Raw genomic sequence first — 19,281 nt, forward strand, 5'->3', positions numbered from 1 at the left:
CTCATAGCTTATGAAAAAGAGGAGGGAGTCCAATGAGTCAATTCTATTCGTCGCAGGTCCCGAATAAAGACAAGCCGGTGCAAAATCAGAACATTGTCGTTAAAAACCGGAAGTCGATTGAGATCACAGGAGTCAAACATGTAGACAGTTTTGATCATGAAGAATTCCTGCTGGAGACGGTACTCGGCTATCTTGCCGTCCGAGGCTCGGGTTTGAAGATGCAAAATCTGAATGTTGAGCAGGGACAAGTATTGATTGAGGGTCATATCATTGAAATCAGCTATCTGGACGATCAGGGCGGAGAAACCGGTAAGGGCTTCTTCAGCAAGCTGTTTCGATGACACTTCAGGAACAATACGTCTCGCTCATTCTGATGATCGCTATGGGTGTATGGATTGGCGCTTCGTTTTCGGTTTATCAGCGTTATGTGCATCCGAGAAAAGGGCGCCGCTGGATTCTGTTGATTTCAGACCCTCTCTTTTGGATTGTACAGGCTTTGTTGCTGTTTTCTTTGCTTCTGCCCGTCAACGAGGGGCAATTGCGTCTCTATTATTTTCTGGGCATTGCGCTCGGTTACGCATTTTATAAAGCATTGCTGGAAAAACCATTTATGTTCTTATTCGTCAAAATTGTAACTGCTGTTGTCCGAACGGGACGTTTTATCGCAAAAACTGTCTATCAATTATTGCTGTATCCGCTCTTTTATCTATTGATGCTCGTCTACAGATTGTGTAGAATGACAGTAAGCATTGTTTTGAAGATTGTGCTTTTTCTGCTCGCCATTCCTCTTAAGATTCTTAGAGGTATAATTCGGCTCATTGTGCCGGATCGCTGGCTGATCTTTTTGAGAAATAAAGGCATTCAGATTGAGCACAAATTCAGGCAATGGATGACGATGCTGAAAAGACGTAAATGAGCGGGGGGAAATCGCATGGAAAGTGCTGGTGCAGAGCGAGTGACGCGACTGCAGACAAGCTATCTGCAATCGCAGGAAATGAATGAAAAAAGAAGAAGAAAAAGGCGCAAAGGTTTAGTCCGCCGCTTAGTCGCTTTTTTTGTTGTGTTCGCTCTTGCCTGTACGTTCATGATTTCATCTCTGCTTTCGCAGTCACACCACCTGAGCCAAGCTCTGGAGACAAAGGCCGGACTTGAAAAACAACTTGTTGATTCGAAGCAACAAGCGAGTGCATTGAAGAAACGCATTCAGCTGCTTCATAACAAAAAATACATTGGCGAGATTGCAAGACGCGATTATCTTTTATCGAACAAAGGCGAAATTATTTTTTCAAAACCCGATCACAACAAGGATTGACAGGCACTTTTTTTGCTATGTATAATAATATAATTAGTGATACCACTTTAGGAGGAAGCTTTTTTTTATGTCAATTGAAGCAGGCAGCAAGCTGCAGGGTAAAGTGTCAGGAATTACGAACTTCGGAGCCTTCGTAGATTTGCCCGATGGAAAAACAGGGTTGGTTCATATCAGTGAGGTTGCGGATCGGTACGTGAAAGACATTCATGACGTTCTGTCAGTGGGTGATGAAGTAACTGTAAAGGTGTTGCAGGTCGCTCCTGATGGAAAGATTGGTCTATCGATCCGTAAAGCTGTCGATAAACCAAAGGTAACGTCGTCTTCCAGAGGTCCGAGACATGGTGGAGGCAAACGATTTACTACACGTGCACCAAGCTTTGAAGACAAAATCTCCCAATATCTGAAGGATAGTGAAGATCGTCTTTCAACGATTAAACGCCAAACGGAATCCAAACGTGGGGGCCGCGGCGCAAGACGAGGCTGAGGCAACCTCTAAACGTTTCTAAATACAAAATGTGAAGCACCCAGGCAGATAAAGCCTGGGTGTTTTTAAATTTAGGCTATGTTAAAGCTCAATGGTGTAGTGATTGGTACATACGGACCGCTTATGGTCCGAATCGAATGACAAATGAATAGAGCCGAATCGACAGCACATGCGTACAAATGCCGTTTGTGGCTGACCATCAGGAAAGTCGTCGAAGTTTTTTTGAGAACTGTATCGCGATTCTGACAAATTACGAACGTCTATTATGCTTTAATGGATCATACAATCATAAGTTACAAAGGCGGCGAGTGGTATGGTTCAAAAATTTGGTAGTCTGACTGCAGGCGCAATGGACCCTTATGTGAACAGAGAGCGAGCAAATCAAGGGAAAACCAAGACAGGTCGATCCTTTCAAACTTTTCTGCTGGGTGTGTTGTTTCGAACGGATCTGTTTTTTTTGGCGGCAGGATTTTTACTTGGGCGCGCGGTCATTATCACGAGCCTGACCCCATTTGTTCTCCCGTTTTTTGCAACCGTATTCTGGATGAAACGCAAAAAGAGATGGGCGGATTCGCTGGCTGTTTTAGCCGGCGGACTGACCCTTTCAGTTGGACAAGCCTTTTATGGATTGCTGGCGTTGCTTATTTTTTTGGCAGGAAGACAGATCATGACTGCATTTCATCGCGCGCATGAGGAGCGCTGGCTGCCTGCGCTTGTCTTCATTGCCGGCATTCTGGTCCGATTGCTCTGCCAGGCTGCGTTTACACTCAACTTAGTATGGACGGATGTTCTAACAGCTGGTGCGGAGGCATCGTTGTCCGCGTTGGTGACGTTGATCTTCATGCAGAGTGTGCCGCTTATGTCGACTCGGGTGAATCATAAGCTTTTTAGAAATGAAGAAATTATTTGCTTTGTTATCCTTATATCATCGGTTCTTGCCGGTACGATCGGGTGGCATGTGTACGATTTATCAGTCGATCATGTGCTTGCAAGATATGCAGTGCTGCTGTTCGCGTATGCGGGAGGAGCGGCTATTGGTTCTACAGTTGGGGTAGTGATCGGACTGATTCTAGGCATGGCCAGTGTGACCAGCCTTTATCAAATGAGTTTGCTCGCCTTTTCGGGTGTGCTTGGCGGATTACTGAAGGAAGCAGGAAAAACAGGCGTTGCTGCCGGCTTGCTGATTGCCACCCTGCTCATTGGAGTGTATGGCGGAGGTTATGCAGGTCTCGGTAGTGAAGTGATTGACTCTGCTGCGGCACTTATATTGTTTCTTTTCACTCCGAAAAGCCTAATTCGGCAAATGGCTTCTTTTATCCCGGGAACTCGTGAATATCAAGCGGAGCAGCAGCAATATGTTCGGAAACTCAGAGACGTAACCGTTGGCCGAGTTGAACAGTTTTCAGGATTATTTCAAACACTTGCCAAAAGCTTCTATCCTCCTGCCGAGGAGGATCGCCCGGATGACGATCTGTTTTTGAGCAAGGTTACTGCGAAAACCTGCCAGAACTGCTTCAAAAAAGAGTCCTGCTGGGTGAAAAATTTCGAACAGACCCAGCATTTAATGCTTGAACTGCGAGAGGAATCGAGAAAGGGAAATCGGGATGAAAATGCTCACCTTCATCGTCTGTGGCGCGAGCATTGTTCGAAAGCGGATAAAACGATGGATGTGATTCGCAAAGAGCAAGGTCTTTCGGAACTTCAGGAAAAAATGAGGAGAAATGTTAAGGAAAGTCGTCGTCTTGTAGCGGATCAGCTAAAAGGTGTTTCGCAGGTGATGGGGGATTTCGCCAGTGAAATGAAGCGTGAGCGCGGGCTGCATGAGTGGCAGGAAGAAATGATTTTATCCAAACTGAATGGTGTCGGTCTTCGTGTGGAAAGCATTGAAATCTATAATCTTGAATCTGGAGCCATTGATATTGAGGCTGTGCTGCCCAATGATAATTATGGTGCCTGCGAAAAGGTCATTGCGCCACTCCTTTCTGATATTTTAGGAGAGAGTATCGTCGTTGAGAAGAAGCAGGCATCTGATCTTCCAGGCGGGCCGAGCCGAGTTGTCTTCATATCTGCAAGAGCCTATGACCTTGAAACAGGAGTTGCTACCGCTGCACGGGGCGGCGGATTCGTCTCCGGAGATAATTACTCCCTTTTTGAAATTGGTTCAAAAAAATATGTGTTGGCGATCAGTGACGGAATGGGGCATGGCGAGCGTGCGGATATGGAGAGTCAGGATACCTTGCAGCTGCTGAAAAAGGTACTCAAATCCGGTATACATGAAACGCTGGCGATCAAGTCGATCAATTCCATATTGTCCCTGCGTTCAACTGAGGAAATTTACGCGACTTTAGATCTTGCTTTAATCGATTTGCAAAATGCAACTTCGAAATTTTTAAAAATTGGCTCAAATCCAAGCTTTATCAAGCGTGGCGGCCGTGTCATCATGCTTGACGCCGGCAACTTGCCGATCGGAATCATCCGTGATTTTGATGTGGATGTGAAGACAGAACAATTAAAGTCCGGTGATCTATTAATTATGATGAGTGACGGCATATTCGATGCACCGAAACATATTGAAAACAAAGAAGCTTGGGTCAAGAGAAAGATTAAAGAGTTGCAGACTAATGATCCTCAAGAAATCGCGGATCTACTGCTTGAAGAAGTGATCAGGGTTGGTGACGGAAGTATTGACGATGACATGACGGTAATCGCTGCGCGAATCAGTCACCATATCCCGGAGTGGTCAGCTTTTTCAACGGATCGAGGTGAAAAACGTTTCAGTCGGGCAGAATAACAGAAAGCACTAAACCGGATCTATGATTTTCACCATGGCATGCTTGAATGACAGGTCACTAGATTTAAAAATTCGTGAAAGCAGTATAGAAACTACTCTTCCTGTCTATCATAATGCTAGATTCAAGGAGGAGTGAATAGATAGTGAAGAAAGGGACGTTAAAACAAATTTTGTTAATCACCGATGGCTGTTCCAATCAAGGCGAAGATCCGGTAGCCATGGCAGCACTCGCCAAGGAACAAGGCATTACCGTAAATGTAATCGGCGTGCTGGATCGTTATGATTCGGAAGACGGCAGAGGACTTCAGGAAGTAGAAGCCATCGCTCAGGCGGGCGGCGGAATTAGCCAGATTGTTCAAACCCGGCAACTGGCGCAAACGGTACAAATGGTGACTAAGCAGGCAATGACGCAAACCATTAAGGGTGTCATCAATCAGCAGCTTCAAGATATTCTTGGCGAATCAGGAACCGTAGAGGATTTGCCCCCGGAAAAGCGCGGGAAAGTGATGGAAGTCGTTGATGAACTAGGCGAAACGGCAGATCTGCACGTTTGCATTTTAGTTGATACGAGTGCGAGCATGAAAAATAAGCTGCCTACTGTTCGAGAAGCGCTCACTGATCTGTCACTAAGCCTGTCCGCGCGTATGGGAGAAAATCAATTTTGCCTGTTATTATTTCCCGGGAAAAGAAAGTCGGTTCAAAAGGTTATTTCGTGGACGCCGCAATTGGACAGTATTGAACGGACGTTTGATAAAATCAGTTCACATGGTGTAACACCGACGGGCCCTGCAATTAAAGAAGCAGTGAGAAGCTTTGAATCCGTTTCAAGAAAAACTGCTATTTACGAAGATGAGCATGAGGCTTATGATGACGGGCCAAGATAATTTACGCTTTGCGCCTGGCACAGTAATTGAAGGCAAATGGCACAGACAACGTTATCAGCTGATTAAGTGGCTCGGAAGCGGTGCTCAGGGTACTGTGTATCTAGGAAAAAGCGGTACGCAGACAGTCGCGATAAAATTGGCAAAGGATCGCGCGTCGTTGATCTCGGAGGCCAATGTACTGAAGCAGTTTGAAAAGCTCCAAGGGGATCCTTTGGGGCCTTCTTTATATGATAGTGATGACTGGCTGACCGACAGAAAAACTATTGGTTTTTGTGTTATGGAATATCTGGATGGTGTGTCACTTGAAGAAGCTCTAAAGAAAAAGCCTTTTGATTGGGCACTGGTGTACGTGCTTCAGCTGTTAAAACAACTGCAGCAACTGCATGATTCCGGTTATATTTTCGGTGATTTAAAACCGGAAAATCTGATTCTGATGCATCCCGGACACTCGATCCGCTGTCTAGACTTTGGCGGTGCGACACGGATAGGACGATCGGTAAGAGAGTATACCGAATTTTATGACCGCGGATACTGGGGATTCGGTAGCCGGCGAGCGGAACCAAGTTATGACTTGTTTGCCTGCGCAATGATTTTTTTGTACGCCGCAACTGGAAAACGTATAGATCGTTCGAATAATCCTGAAATGCAGCTGCTCCAACAAGTAAAAATGCAGCCAAAACTGATCCCTTTTCGTAAAGTCATCATGAATGCACTAACTGGGAGGTATACAACTGCTGATCAAATGCGTCATGACCTATTGCATGTAATTATGGCGCATCAGAGAGATGAAAAGCAGGCACCGTTAAGGAGTACTCGGAGAAAAAGAGTGGTAAGCAATCGGGAGAACTGGAGATCTGCTTGGCTTGCAGCTTCTGTTCTGCTGACTGCTTATATCCTGTTTGTCATTATTTACGTCATGTAATATTTGGAGTATGGTGGACATACCTAGATTATGAATGGATTTATATCTTCGACGCCTAGGACGGGCTAGTGTCAGGTATGCTACAGGACGTGGCGTTTTGCCTGACCTCGGCTCTTTTTGTCCTCCTTTTTGAACAGATTCTATAAGGAGAAATCCGAGATGACATTCGATGAAACAGTTACAAAATTTATTGAAAGCCACCACTTGATTCGTACAGGAGATCGGCTCGTACTCGGTGTCAGCGGAGGTGCTGACTCAATGGCCCTTCTTCACTATTTTCACGCAAAAAGACTGTCATGGCAGCTGGAACTTGCTGTTTGCTCAGTTGATCATAAACTCAGAGGATCGGAAAGTGCCAATGATTTATTTTATGTCGCATCATTCTGTAAGAAAAGGGATATCCTTTTTATTGGGAAAACAGTAGATGTGCAGGCATACTGCAGCAGGGAAAAAATAAGTGTTGAAACGGCAGCGCGTGAGCTGCGTTATCAGGCTTTTGCTGAAGCGTTGAATGAATTCGACGCAGGCACACTTGTGCTGGCCCATCATGGAGATGATCAGGTGGAGACGATGCTCATGCGCCAAGTTCGTGGAAACATCGGTGCAGGAAGGGCAGGCATTCCTGTTAGACGTCCATTTGGCAGTAAGGTAATTATTCGCCCGTTGCTTACACTGACGAAGCAGGAACTTGAACATTATTGTGCTCAAAATGGGATCGTTCCGAGGCAAGACGCTACCAATGAATCTGATGAGCATACGAGGAATCGTTTCCGGAAATATGTTCTTCCCTTTTTAAAAAAAGAAAACCCATCCGTACATCTCAAATTTCAATACGAAAGCGAGCGCATTGCAGAAGACGAATCCTTGCTATCAGAGATGGCAGAGGAGAAGTTGGCAGAGGTGATTTTAGAGAAAAGCAAAGCAAAATATGCGCTTTCAATTCCCAGATTACTGAGCCTTCATCCAGCTTTACAAAGGCGGACAATTCATCTAGTATTATGTTATCTGTACACAAATAAACAGCTACAGCCGTTGCACCAATCTATACATATTGAGCAATTATTGCAGTTGATACGCTCCGGTCATCCTTCCGGAGGCACTTTTTTTCCGAAAGGGCTTACGGCTAGAAAATCTTATGATCGCTGCTGGATCGGTTTTATGACGGAATTTCGAAAAGTCGCTGAGGAATTAAAAATGCAGATTCCCGGTGAAACCTTATGTATTGCGGGAAGTTTCGAGGCTGAATATTTAGAAGCGGACGATTTATCCCGATGCGACACGGGAAGTGATTGCCTGATTGTCGACGGCAATAAGGTCCCATTCCCGCTTTTCATCCGCACCGCTCATCAGGGTGATCGCATGAGGCCTAATGGAATGAAGGGTGATCAAAAAATTCAGCGTATCTTTATTAATGAAAAGGTTGATCGTGACCTGCGGACGTTTTGGCCGTTAGTTACTGATGCTGAGGGGCGTGTACTGTGGCTGCCGTTATTAAAGCGGGGATTGGCGTTGCCGGCCAATCATTCAGCTGACAAAACAAACTATTTGAAGCTTAAATTTATACCGTTTGCTGGTTTTGGGAGGACGTAGGCATGAAGGAAGATGTCAAGGAAATATTAATTACGGAAGAAGAGATTCAGGAAAAGGTGCGTGAATTCGGAAAGAAGCTTTCCGATGAATATGCGGAGTCCTTTCCACTGGTGATTGGTGTACTGAAGGGGGCACTGCCCTTTATGGCTGATTTGATCAAACAGATCACAACGCCGATCGAAATTGATTTTATGGATGTTTCCAGCTATGGTAACTCTACAGTTTCCTCAGGAGAAGTAAAGATTCTTAAAGATCTGGATACTTCAGTGGAAAACAGGGAAATTCTGATTATTGAGGATATTATTGACAGCGGTCTGACCCTGAGTTACTTGGTCGAATTATTTAAGACCAGAAAGGCAAAATCTATAAAGATTGTGACGCTGCTTGATAAGCCGTCCGGCAGAAAGTCGGATATTGCACCTGATTTATCAGGATTTACCGTTCCCGATGCGTTCCTTGTCGGCTATGGTCTCGATTATGCGGAGAAATACCGCAACCTTCCGTTTATCGGAATTCTGAAACCTGAGATTTACACTGCTTAAGACATGATTTGCAATTTAAGGTCAGTCGGATTTGCTATGTTGCTTGCAGAAATGCAATTTGTTGAGGCTTTTCATTTTTATGTGGTACTATAAAGTATGATTTGGTTTAGAGCGGGAGGAGGTAAGGCATGAATCGACTTTTTAAGAACATTATTATATATTTGTTTATTGCTCTCGTCATCATCGGTATCGTTAGTTGGCTGACAGAGACTAACCGTACTGTAAAGCCGATGACTTACAGCGCTTTTCAGACAAACTTAAGCGATGGCAATGTGGATCAGTTAACCTTACAACCGGAAGGCGGTGTCTACGCGGCAACGGGGCATTTGAAGAGTGCTGATAAAAATACAACGTTTAAAGTGTATCTGCCGGCAAGCGATAAAGCGGTTAATCAGGTCACAGATTTAGCAAAGCAATATAATCTGGATGTAAAACCGGCGGAACGGACAAGCGGATGGATCACGTTCGTCACATCACTTATCCCGTTTGCGATCATCTTCTTCCTGATCTTTTTCCTTCTGAATCAGGCGCAGGGCGGTGGCGGCCGTGTGATGAACTTTGGCAAAAGCAAGGCAAAGCTCTATTCAGAGGACAAGAAGAAAGTAACCTTTAGAGATGTTGCTGGGGCCGATGAAGAAAAACAAGAATTAGTAGAAATTGTTGATTTCCTGAAAGATCCAAGGAAGTTCGTTGCACTTGGTGCCCGGATCCCAAAGGGCGTATTGCTTGAGGGACCTCCTGGTACTGGTAAAACGTTGCTCGCGCGTGCTGTTGCGGGTGAGGCTGGTGTCCCATTCTTCTCTATTAGCGGTTCAGATTTTGTTGAAATGTTTGTCGGTGTCGGTGCTTCTCGAGTCCGTGACCTATTTGATCAAGCTAAGAAAAATTCACCATGTATCATTTTCATTGATGAAATTGACGCCGTAGGGCGCCAGCGTGGTGCGGGCCTTGGCGGCGGACATGACGAGCGTGAACAGACTTTGAACCAATTGCTTGTTGAAATGGACGGATTTGGTGCAAATGAGGGAATCATCATCATTGCCGCAACCAACCGACCGGATATTCTTGATCCTGCGCTTCTCCGTCCCGGACGCTTTGACCGCCAGATTCCTGTCGGTCGTCCGGACCTTAAAGGACGTGAAGCAGTGCTTCGTGTTCATGCGAGAAATAAGCCGTTGGCAAAAGAAATTAACTTAAAGACTGTTGCCAAATTGACCCCAGGCTTCTCAGGTGCTGATTTGGAGAACTTGCTTAATGAAGCTGCGCTGGTAGCTGCTCGAGCAAATAAAAAAGTGATTAACATGGAAGACATCGATGAAGCAGTAGAACGTGTTATTGCTGGTGTCGCCAAGAAATCACGTGTCATTTCACAAAAGGAACAAAATATCGTTGCGTATCATGAATCTGGTCATACCATCATTGGCCTCGCTTTAGAGGGTGCTGATGAGGTGCACAAAGTAACGGTAATTCCGCGTGGACAGGCGGGCGGTTATACCGTTTCGCTTCCTAAAGAAGATCGTTATTTCATGACGAAGCCGGAACTCCTTGAAAAGATTTGCGGGTTGCTCGGCGGTCGTGTAGCAGAAGAAATCACATTTGGCGAAATATCGACCGGAGCGAGCAACGACTTGCAGCGTGTCACCAATCTTGCTCGCCGCATGGTTACCGAATTTGGTATGAGCGACAAACTTGGACCAATGCAGTTTGGTAATAATGACAGCGGCCAAGTGTTCCTTGGACGCGATATTCAGAACGAGCAAAATTACAGTGATGCAATCGCTTTTGAAATTGACCAGGAAGTTCAGCGATTTGTAAAGGCAGAATATGATCGATGCAAGAAGCTGCTTCTTGAACATCGGGATAAGCTGGAATTGATTGCCCAAACCCTCCTGAAGGTGGAAACACTGGAAGAAGAACAAATCAAGTCCCTTTATGAAACCGGCAAATATATCGAGCCAAGCAAGAACAGATATGGTTCTCATGATGAAAAGGAAGAAGCGCCTGCAGTTGCCCATGAACCTGCAACTGAGTCGGAGACGGATGTTAAAGTGAATATCCATTCCAAAGACGAAGATTCCATTCAAACACCTGTTGAAGAGCAGCATCCATCAGATGGTGAACGTCCGGATGACCATAAGCTCTGATCCTCGTGACGGATCATGCATAGAAAGAAAAAAGGAGGCCTCTCCGATCGGGAGCGCCTCCTCTTTTTTAAATGATAAGTAAATATAAAAATTTTAAATAGGCTCAGAGTTCGTATTCGCGGCGTAAGTTCTGATTCAAACACGGAAGTGCGAGACTCCTGCGGGATCAGCGAGCCAGGGGAGACCCTGTAGGTCTCAAGGCGAACCGAGGAGGCTCCCGGATCGCCCGCGGCTGTCCCTGTTGATGCGAGCAACTGGAGTGTGATCGAGCGCAAATTGACGTTCAACAGTCGGCACGCACGCTTATATTCAAGAACCGCGCTACCCGATTTTTCTTACTGACGAATAAATGGCTCAATCGTTTGAGTTTTGAACAGTATTGTCGAATCAACTGGAGGAGATTATATGATTTTTGTTTGTGACGTTGGGAATACCCATATTGTTCTGGGTGCTTATGATGACGGGAAGCTGATCAATCATTGGCGTATTTCAACTGATCGGGAAAAGACTGAAGATGAATTTGCTATGCTGATCAATGATCTATTTCAATATAGTGGCTTATCTTTTCAGAATTTCAGTGGTGTAGTCATTTCATCGGTTGTTCCATCGATTATGTTCGCACTTGAGCGGCTTTGTGAAAAATATTTTCACTTAAAACCATTGGTTGTCAGTCCCGGTATCAAAACAGGACTGAACCTGAAATACGACAATCCAAAAGAGCTCGGCGCCGATTTAATTGTGAATGCGGTCGCCGCAGTGAATGATTACCAGGCACCGATTATTGTTATCGACTTTGGAACGGCGACAACTTATTCCTACATTGATGAACATAAAGGCTATATTGGAGGAGCAATTGCTCCAGGTATTGATATTGCGACAGAAGCGCTTTATGAGAAAGCCTCCAAGCTGCCAAGAATAGAGATTGTCAAGCCGCCGCATATCGTTGGCCGCAATACCGTCCATGCGATGCAGTCTGGAGTATTATTCGGTTATGTCGGCCAGGTTGAAGGAATTGTCTCGCGCATGAATAAGCAAGCGGCGACAAAACCTGTTGTTGTAGCGACCGGAGGGCTCTGCTCTCTGATTTCAAACGAAACCGATGTGATCGATCACGTGGATCCTTTTTTGACGCTAAAAGGACTCTTTCTGATTTATCAGCGTAATTTATGATAGGAAAGGATGATCGGTGTGGGTGATTATTTTATAAAAGCGCTGGCGTGTAACAACAGTCTCAGAGTCATTACGACAGTGACCACCGAAACAATTCGGGAAGCGCAGTCACGCCATAAAACCTGGCCGACTGCAACCGCCGCGTTAGGACGAACAATGACAGCAACCATGATGATGGCCGCACAACAAAAGGGCGATGAAAAAATTACGGTGACCGTTCAAGGCGGAGGGCCGATCGGTGCAATTATTTCCGATGCGGATACTCAAGGCCGGGTACGCGGTTATGTAACGAATCCCAACGTGCATTTTGAATTGAATGCGCATAGGAAACTGGATGTGGCACGGGCAGTTGGAACCAGTGGATTTTTAAGTGTGGTTAAGGATCTTGGCCTCCGAGAAAATTTTACGGGTCGCGTGCCCATCGTTTCAGGAGAGTTGGGTGATGATTTTACCTACTATTTCGCGCGTTCGGAACAAGTTCCTTCAGCTGTCGGCGTTGGCGTGCTTGTGAATCCCGACCATTCAGTGAAAGCCGCAGGCGGTTTTATTATTCAAGTGCTGCCGGGTGCTGAAGATTCGGTAATTGGAAAATTAGAGGAACGGCTCAAGGAAATTCCGCCAATTTCCAAGTTGATTGACGCCGGCCACTCTCCAGAACAGCTGCTTGATGATCTTTTTCCGGATGGGGACTACCGAGAGCTGCAGAAGCATCCTGTGCATTTTCATTGTGACTGCTCTAAAGAAAAATTTGGTGATTCAATTTCCGGTTTAGGCGCTAAAGAGATTCAGGCAATGATTGAGGAAGACGGAGGAGCAGAAGTTACCTGCCAGTTCTGCGAGACACGCTACCACTTCACAGCTGATGAATTAAAAACGCTGATTAACTAAATGAAATAAATGCTAAGATAAGAGCTTGCCCCAGGGCAGGTTCTTAATGCTTTCAAGCATAAAAACCATATGTTCTTCATATAAGCGAAACAGGGAAGTATTTGCTAAGAATAAAGGATTAATATTTGACGGCAGATTTGTTCACTGATAGTATAGTTTATAAATCATACATGATTACTAAGGTTTAAAGGGGGACTTATTAATGACAGTTGCAAATTCGGTTACTGAACTGATCGGCAAAACACCGATTGTTCGCTTGAATCATTTGACAGATGAGAATGATGCAGAGTTGTACGCGAAGCTTGAATATTTTAATCCTGGCAGCAGTGTAAAGGATCGAATCGCGCTGGCGATGATTGAAGCGGCTGAAAAAGAAGGCAAATTGAAGCCTAACGATACAATTATTGAACCTACTAGTGGCAATACAGGCATCGGCTTGGCACTTGTTGCCGCTGTGAAAGGATACAAAGCTATTCTAGTTATGCCTGAAACGATGAGCATTGAACGACGAAAGCTGTTTAAAGCATACGGCGCGGAAGTTATTCTTACGCCAGGTGCTCAGGCAATCAAAGGATCAATTGCCAAAGCTCAGGAACTGGCAAAGGAAAAAGGCTACTTTTTACCTCAGCAGTTCCAAAATCCTGCCAACCCGCAAGTTCACTACCTGACAACCGGAAAAGAAATTGCCGAAGCGTTTGATTCCCTCGACGCGTTTGTTGCCGGTGTCGGCACAGGCGGTACGTTAAGCGGAAGCGGAAAAGCGTTGAAAGAAAAATTCAAGGACATCCGTGTTTATGCAGTTGAACCAAAGGATTCACCTGTTCTGAATGGTGGAAAAGGTGGCCCTCACAAAATTCAAGGCATTGGTACTGGTTTTATTCCGGATACGCTAGATACGGAAATTTATGATGAAGTTATCGATGTTGCCAATGAACAAGCATTCGAATATGCACGTCTCGCAGGCAAAAAAGAGGGAGTTCTCTCAGGAATTTCTGGCGGAGCGGCTATTTATGGAGGCGTCCAGGTAGCCAAAAAGCTTGGTAAAGGCAAGAAAGTGGTTGTGGTTGTGCCTGATAACGGTGAACGGTATTTGAGCACACCGCTTTATCAAGTTGAAGAATAAGCAATTATTGAACTTAGAATAGGCCCGGGCAACCGGACCTATTATTTTTTTTGATTCTGGTCTGTTATTGGCTAGTGTTGATCAACATGAAATTTGCTTACTTTCCACGGGCGCTCCGTAAGCCTCCTCGCTCAGGTCCTTCGCTACAGGGTCACGCCAGGATCACGATCAGTAGGTACCGTCCCGCAGGAGTCTCGCAAATTTCTTATCTCTAAAAATATAAATCGTGATCAACAATAGAAATGAACAGGGCTTTGATTATAAAGGGAACACTCAGGTCTATTTTTATACAGAGTGAAAATGTTTTTCATCGGATCTTTGGCGAGGGGATGCTGTCTATCTGTGTTATACTGATTTTGTTAATCTGTGAATGATCTTCAGGAGGATAGAGAATAACTCGTGAATAAATTTCAACTTTCACCTTATCATCTGCTGCATGTAAGAGATACCGTTCTTGATTATCGAAAAAAGACGGTCATTATGGGGATCTTGAACGTCACACCGGATTCGTTTTCCGATGGGGGACAGTTCAATCAACAAGATTTAGCTGTTAAGCATGCGCTGCAAATGGAGCATGACGGCGCAGATATCATAGATGTTGGTGGAGAATCGACGCGTCCCGGTCATACGCCACTGGGTATGGAAGAAGAGATTGAGCGTGTGGTCCCAATGATTCAGGCAATTAGAAAACATTCGGGAATTCCGATTTCGATTGACACCTATAAGGCGGAAACCGCTCGCCGGGCTCTCGATGCCGGTGCGGATATAATAAACGATGTTTGGGGCGCGAAGGCGGACCCGGATATGGCGAGAATCGCTGCCGAATATCAGGCGCCGATCATCCTTATGCATAATCGTGACAACAACCATTACCAAGACATTATTGAAGATATGAAAAGCGACCTGCGCGAGAGCATTAATCTTGTGCTGGATGCAGGCGTTGCTCCTGAAAAAATTATTCTTGATCCGGGCATAGGCTTTGCAAAAGATTATCAGCAAAATCTTTTTGTGATGAATCATCTTGAAGACTTTCATGAACTTGGTTATCCAATTCTGCTTGGCACATCCCGGAAAGGTTTTATCGGCAAAACATTAAACCTTACGGTGGACAGGCGGGTAGAAGGCACCGGTGCAACCGTCTGCCTCGGCATTGCTAAGGGATACCAGATTATGCGTGTCCATGATGTGCTTCAGATTGCACGCATGGCGAAAATGATGGACACGATGCTGCAGGAGGATCATCTTGACTGATACAATCTCGTTGAATCGCATGCAATTCTATGGATATCATGGTGTGCTTCCTGAAGAGAGGAGAATCGGTCAGAGGTTTGATGTCGATGTATCGCTGACTTGTGATCTTTATCAAGCTGGAAGCAGTGATCAACTCGATCAAACGGTCAATTACGCAGATGTGTATGAACGAGTCAAGGCGATTGTCGAAGGTCCACCCTGCGCTTTGATTGAAACGGTAGCTGAGCGAATTGCAGGGGCGGTGCTCCTCGGGTTTCCTTTGGTAAGCGCATGCCGCGTCAAAGTAATTAAACCCAATCCGCCGATTGCTGGGCATTATGATTCCGTCTCAGTCGACATCGAACGTAGTCGTTCAATTGCTTATCTTGGTCTTGGGTCAAATATTAAGGATCGCGAAAATTTCCTTAAACGTGCCCTCGAGGCGCTGCAGGAAGAACCCAAAATCCAAGTTGTGCGCTCCTCATCTATTTATGAAACTGATCCTTATGGACCTGTTGCGCAGAATGATTTTTTAAATATGATTACTGAAATCGAAACATTGCTTCCCCCGGTAGCTTTACTGCAGATCCTTCACGAGATAGAAGCAGATCTCGACAGAAAAAGAGATGTACATTGGGGGCCGAGAACGATTGATCTTGATCTCTTGCTCTTTGGCCAGATGATTACACATAGCGAGGAACTATCTTTACCCCACCCAGAAATTGCGCGCCGCGCATTTGTTCTCAAACCGCTTGTTGAGATTGCACCTCATTTGGTTGTTCCGGGGATCAACCGTTCAGTGATGGATTTGTGGCAGAATCTCAATGAAAAAGAGGGAGTGCGGTTATGGAAAAAGAACAATGGGGAAGGAAAATTCGGGCTTTTCGAAAGCTGAAAGGCTTTACGCAAGCTGAACTAGCCAAAGAACTGGGTATTTCTTTAACCCTTTTAGGTGAAATTGAAAGAGAAAGCCGCGATCCTGAAAATGATCTTGTTTTAAAAATTTGCGATACATTGGGCGTATCTCTTCAGGAGATGCAGGAACTTTAAAAATTTAGAAAGGATGATTCGATGCTGAAAATTGGGCCAGTTGCAATGAAAAATCAAGTGGTGCTCGCCCCAATGGCGGGTGTCTGCAACTCGGCGTTCCGACTGATTGCCAAGCGCTTCGGCGCAGGATTGGTCTGTGCGGAAATGGTCGCTGACCGCGGTATTATTCACCATAATCAAAGAACATTAGACATGCTGTACATTGATGACCGTGAAAAGCCGCTCAGCCTGCAGATTTTCGGTGGTTCAAGAGAAACGCTTGTACAGGCAGCGAAGTACGTGGATCAAAATACAAATGCAGATATTATTGATATAAATATGGGATGCCCGGTTCCGAAGGTAACAAAATGTGATGCCGGATCAAAATGGCTGCTTGACCCTGATAAAATCTATGAAATGGTGTCGGCAGTTGTTGATGCAGTGGACAAGCCGGTGACTGTTAAAATGCGTAAAGGCTGGGATGACGACCATATTTATGCTGTGCGCAATGCTCAGGCAGTTGAACGTGCCGGCGGCAGCGCAGTCGCTGTCCATGGCCGCACCCGAGTTCAAATGTATGAAGGGCATGCAGACTGGGATATTATTCGTCAAGTAAAGGAGTCCGTCGGCATTCCGGTGATCGGCAATGGTGATGTCCGTACGCCGATGGATGCGAAACGAATGCTGGAAGAGACCGGCGTGGATGGCGTGATGATCGGCCGCGCTGCTCTTGGTAATCCATGGATGCTGTATCGGACGGTAAAATATTTGGAGAGCGGTATATTAAGCCCGGAACCCACGGCAAAAGAAAAAGTGGATGTTTGCCTGATCCATTTTGATCAGCTGACCAAGTTAAAGGGCGAGCACATCGCTGCGCTCGAGATGAGGAAGCATGCGGCGTGGTATATGAAAGGCTTGTGTGGCGGGAACGATGTACGGAAGAAGATCAATCAATGTGAGACCAGCGCCGAGTTGCACCAAATACTAGAAGATTTCCGGAGTGATCTGGAACATGATTTGGTCCCAACCGTCTGAGGTTGACAGTGTTTTTTTAATTCTCTATAATTCGATTAGATATCAAACTGCCGGTGGTATTGCTGGCAGTTTTCTTTATAATGCAGATGTGTTTTGAAAAATTCGCTGTTTTTTTATTAGATACAGATGCAAATACATCTGAAATTGAGCATAGCTCGATCCTGCAGGCAACGGTAGCGCAGCATTGTAAGCTGCATATTCGGGCGACGGGACATGACTGGAGGTTGAAAGAAGAATGAGTCAGGAAGTGGATCTGACCGACCAGCTTCAGGCAAGGCGAGAGAAGCTGAGGGTTTTGATTGAACAAGGTGTAAATCCGTTTGGCGGCCGTTATGAACGGACGCATGATACGAAAAAAATTCGTTCACTTTACGCAGAGACGTCAACTGAAGAACTTGAAGCAAACGCTGTTCCGGTAGTTATGGCCGGCCGATTAATGGCAAAAAGGCGCAAAGGCAAGGCAGGTTTCGCGGACATCCAGGACTTCAGCGGACGGATTCAGCTGTATATTCGAAAAGATGCCGTCGGTGAAGAACAATATGAGATTTTCAAACATATCGATATCGGCGACTTTGTAAGCGTCGAAGGCACTGTGTTTAAAACCCATGTGGGTGAATTGTCGATCAAGGTGAGCAAATTCGGCATATTATCCAAAGCAATGCGTCCGCTGCCGGATAAATTTCATGGTTTAAAAGATGTGGAACAAAGATACCGCCAGCGTTATCTTGACCTGATTGTAAATCCCGAAGTTCGGGAAACGTTTATCTTGAGAAGTAAGATTGTCAAGGCTATTCGAGATCAACTGGATGGACAAGGGTATCTCGAAGTTGAAACACCAACCATGCATTCTATTGCAGGCGGCGCTGCGGCTCGGCCATTCATTACGCATCATAATGCGCTTGATATGGATCTTTATATGCGCATCGCTATTGAATTGCATCTGAAACGGCTAATTATCGGCGGATTTGAAAAGGTTTATGAAATCGGCCGCGTGTATCGAAATGAAGGCGTCTCAACCAAACATAACCCTGAATTCACGATGTTGGAATTGTACACAGCGTATCAGGATCTTCGTGACGTCATGGAATTGACGGAAAATCTTATTGCTGCCGTAGCCGAAAAAGTGCTGGGAACCACAGAGATTACCTATGGGGATGCCAAGGTTGATCTTAAGCCGCGCTGGCGCCGTGTGCATATGGTCGATGCTATTAAAGAAGCAACCGGAGTCGATCTATGGCCGCAGATGACGGATGAAGAGGCCCGACAACTGGCAGCCGAGAATGGTGTGTCCGTTAAAAGCGATATGACTTATGGACATGTTGTTAACGAATTCTTTGAGCAAAAGGTTGAAGAAACATTGATTCAGCCGACATTTATATATGGTCACCCGGTCGTCATCTCTCCACTTGCGAAAAAAGATCTGAAAGATTCGCGCTTCAGCGATCGCTTTGAATTATTTATCGTCGGCAGGGAGCACGCCAACGCATTCAGTGAATTGAACGATCCTATTGATCAACGCGAACGTTTTGAAGATCAGATGCGTGAACGTGAAGCCGGTAATGATGAGGCCCAGATTATCGACGAAGATTTTCTGGAAGCGATGGAGTACGGCATGCCGCCTACCGGCGGTCTCGGCATTGGCATTGACCGCTTAATTATGCTACTGACTGATTCCGCTTCGATTCGCGATGTACTGCTCTTTCCACAGATGAGAAGAAAAGACTAATAATAGAGCTTGTAAAGCCCACTGACTTAGAAGCAACACTTTTGAGTCGGTGGGTTTTTGTGTGTACAAGGAATAGTAGCACAAGCTGTGTTTCATTCAATCCCCCAATTACTTATTGACAAACTGAAAGAATGCTGATAGAATCTTTATGTTGTCGGACGAGAGGTCATACACTATTGACTTAATGCGCTGGCATATGTATAATAGAAAAGATCGTTTTTGAAGGCTGCTATGCTTTTCTTTTGAGAAAAAATGTTTGTTAATTTACTATTGACATCATCTGATTTTCTTGATAGACTAGTCAAGTCGCACAGAAAGCGATCGAGAATGTTCCTTGAAAACTAAACAAAAGCCAAGCGTGATTTAAAAGGGCAAACCCCTAATAAATTCAAAATTGCTATGGATCTTATG

The 19,281-nt window shown here is 45.3% G+C and carries 18 protein-coding genes; all 18 read left to right on the plus strand.

Going from position 1 to position 19,281, the window contains the following annotated elements; genetic code table 11:
• The first annotated feature begins 32 nt into the window (after positions 1 to 32).
• Positions 33 to 341, plus strand: a complete 309-nt coding sequence (gene yabP / locus P343_RS35665) for a sporulation protein YabP (RefSeq protein ID WP_023511720.1) — start codon at positions 33 to 35, stop codon at positions 339 to 341.
• Positions 338 to 916: a spore cortex biosynthesis protein YabQ gene (gene yabQ, locus P343_RS35670; protein WP_023511721.1), complete on the plus strand. Its 579-nt coding sequence runs from the start codon at positions 338 to 340 to the stop codon at positions 914 to 916. The genes yabP and yabQ overlap by 4 nt, the downstream gene beginning before the upstream one ends.
• Before the next feature lie 15 nt (positions 917 to 931).
• Positions 932 to 1,312 (plus strand): FtsB family cell division protein, encoded by a 381-nt coding sequence (locus P343_RS35675; protein ID WP_023511722.1) that lies wholly within the window; start codon positions 932 to 934, stop codon positions 1,310 to 1,312.
• Between the two features lie 67 nt (positions 1,313 to 1,379).
• The gene (locus P343_RS35680) at positions 1,380 to 1,796 is read left to right on the plus strand and encodes a S1 domain-containing RNA-binding protein (RefSeq protein WP_023511723.1); all 417 of its coding nucleotides are present in this window, start codon (positions 1,380 to 1,382) and stop codon (positions 1,794 to 1,796) included.
• 313 nt (positions 1,797 to 2,109) lie between these two features.
• The gene (spoIIE, locus tag P343_RS35685) at positions 2,110 to 4,587 is read left to right on the plus strand and encodes a stage II sporulation protein E (RefSeq protein ID WP_023511724.1); all 2,478 of its coding nucleotides are present in this window, start codon (positions 2,110 to 2,112) and stop codon (positions 4,585 to 4,587) included.
• A gap of 143 nt (positions 4,588 to 4,730) precedes the next feature.
• Positions 4,731 to 5,471, plus strand: a complete 741-nt coding sequence (locus tag P343_RS35690; protein ID WP_023511725.1) for a VWA domain-containing protein — start codon at positions 4,731 to 4,733, stop codon at positions 5,469 to 5,471.
• Positions 5,455 to 6,393 (plus strand): serine/threonine protein kinase, encoded by a 939-nt coding sequence (locus P343_RS35695; protein WP_236620379.1) that lies wholly within the window; start codon positions 5,455 to 5,457, stop codon positions 6,391 to 6,393. The genes P343_RS35690 and P343_RS35695 overlap by 17 nt, the downstream gene beginning before the upstream one ends.
• Positions 6,394 to 6,552: 159 nt before the next feature.
• On the plus strand, positions 6,553 to 7,983 hold the full coding sequence (gene tilS, locus P343_RS35700; protein WP_023511727.1) for a tRNA lysidine(34) synthetase TilS: 1,431 nt from the start codon (positions 6,553 to 6,555) through the stop codon (positions 7,981 to 7,983).
• A 2-nt stretch (positions 7,984 to 7,985) separates the two neighbouring features.
• Positions 7,986 to 8,525: a hypoxanthine phosphoribosyltransferase gene (gene hpt / locus P343_RS35705; protein ID WP_023511728.1), complete on the plus strand. Its 540-nt coding sequence runs from the start codon at positions 7,986 to 7,988 to the stop codon at positions 8,523 to 8,525.
• Between the two features lie 128 nt (positions 8,526 to 8,653).
• Positions 8,654 to 10,669 carry an ATP-dependent zinc metalloprotease FtsH gene (gene ftsH, locus P343_RS35710; RefSeq protein WP_023511729.1) on the plus strand — a complete coding sequence of 672 codons (2,016 nt, stop codon included), beginning with the start codon at positions 8,654 to 8,656 and terminating at the stop codon, positions 10,667 to 10,669.
• Between the two features lie 405 nt (positions 10,670 to 11,074).
• Positions 11,075 to 11,839: a type III pantothenate kinase gene (locus P343_RS35715; protein WP_023511730.1), complete on the plus strand. Its 765-nt coding sequence runs from the start codon at positions 11,075 to 11,077 to the stop codon at positions 11,837 to 11,839.
• 9 nt (positions 11,840 to 11,848) lie between these two features.
• Positions 11,849 to 12,727 (plus strand): Hsp33 family molecular chaperone HslO, encoded by an 879-nt coding sequence (gene hslO, locus P343_RS35720; protein WP_201767700.1) that lies wholly within the window; start codon positions 11,849 to 11,851, stop codon positions 12,725 to 12,727.
• 202 nt (positions 12,728 to 12,929) lie between these two features.
• Positions 12,930 to 13,850, plus strand: a complete 921-nt coding sequence (cysK, locus tag P343_RS35725; protein ID WP_023511732.1) for a cysteine synthase A — start codon at positions 12,930 to 12,932, stop codon at positions 13,848 to 13,850.
• A gap of 480 nt (positions 13,851 to 14,330) precedes the next feature.
• On the plus strand, positions 14,331 to 15,101 hold the full coding sequence (gene folP, locus P343_RS35730) for a dihydropteroate synthase (protein WP_152525332.1): 771 nt from the start codon (positions 14,331 to 14,333) through the stop codon (positions 15,099 to 15,101).
• Positions 15,094 to 15,975, plus strand: coding sequence for a 2-amino-4-hydroxy-6-hydroxymethyldihydropteridine diphosphokinase (gene folK / locus P343_RS35735; RefSeq protein ID WP_023511734.1), 882 nt, complete (start codon positions 15,094 to 15,096; stop codon positions 15,973 to 15,975). Before folP ends, folK begins: the two co-directional genes overlap by 8 nt.
• Positions 15,927 to 16,130 (plus strand): helix-turn-helix transcriptional regulator, encoded by a 204-nt coding sequence (locus tag P343_RS35740; RefSeq protein WP_023511735.1) that lies wholly within the window; start codon positions 15,927 to 15,929, stop codon positions 16,128 to 16,130. The genes folK and P343_RS35740 overlap by 49 nt, the downstream gene beginning before the upstream one ends.
• A 21-nt stretch (positions 16,131 to 16,151) precedes the next feature.
• Positions 16,152 to 17,144, plus strand: a complete 993-nt coding sequence (gene dusB / locus P343_RS35745; protein ID WP_023511736.1) for a tRNA dihydrouridine synthase DusB — start codon at positions 16,152 to 16,154, stop codon at positions 17,142 to 17,144.
• A gap of 235 nt (positions 17,145 to 17,379) precedes the next feature.
• Positions 17,380 to 18,870 carry a lysine--tRNA ligase gene (lysS, locus tag P343_RS35750; protein WP_023511738.1) on the plus strand — a complete coding sequence of 497 codons (1,491 nt, stop codon included), beginning with the start codon at positions 17,380 to 17,382 and terminating at the stop codon, positions 18,868 to 18,870.
• Positions 18,871 to 19,281 lie beyond the last annotated feature (411 nt).

Source organism: Sporolactobacillus laevolacticus DSM 442, from assembly GCF_000497245.1.
In the GTDB taxonomy this organism is placed as follows: domain Bacteria; phylum Bacillota; class Bacilli; order Bacillales; family Sporolactobacillaceae; genus Sporolactobacillus; species Sporolactobacillus laevolacticus.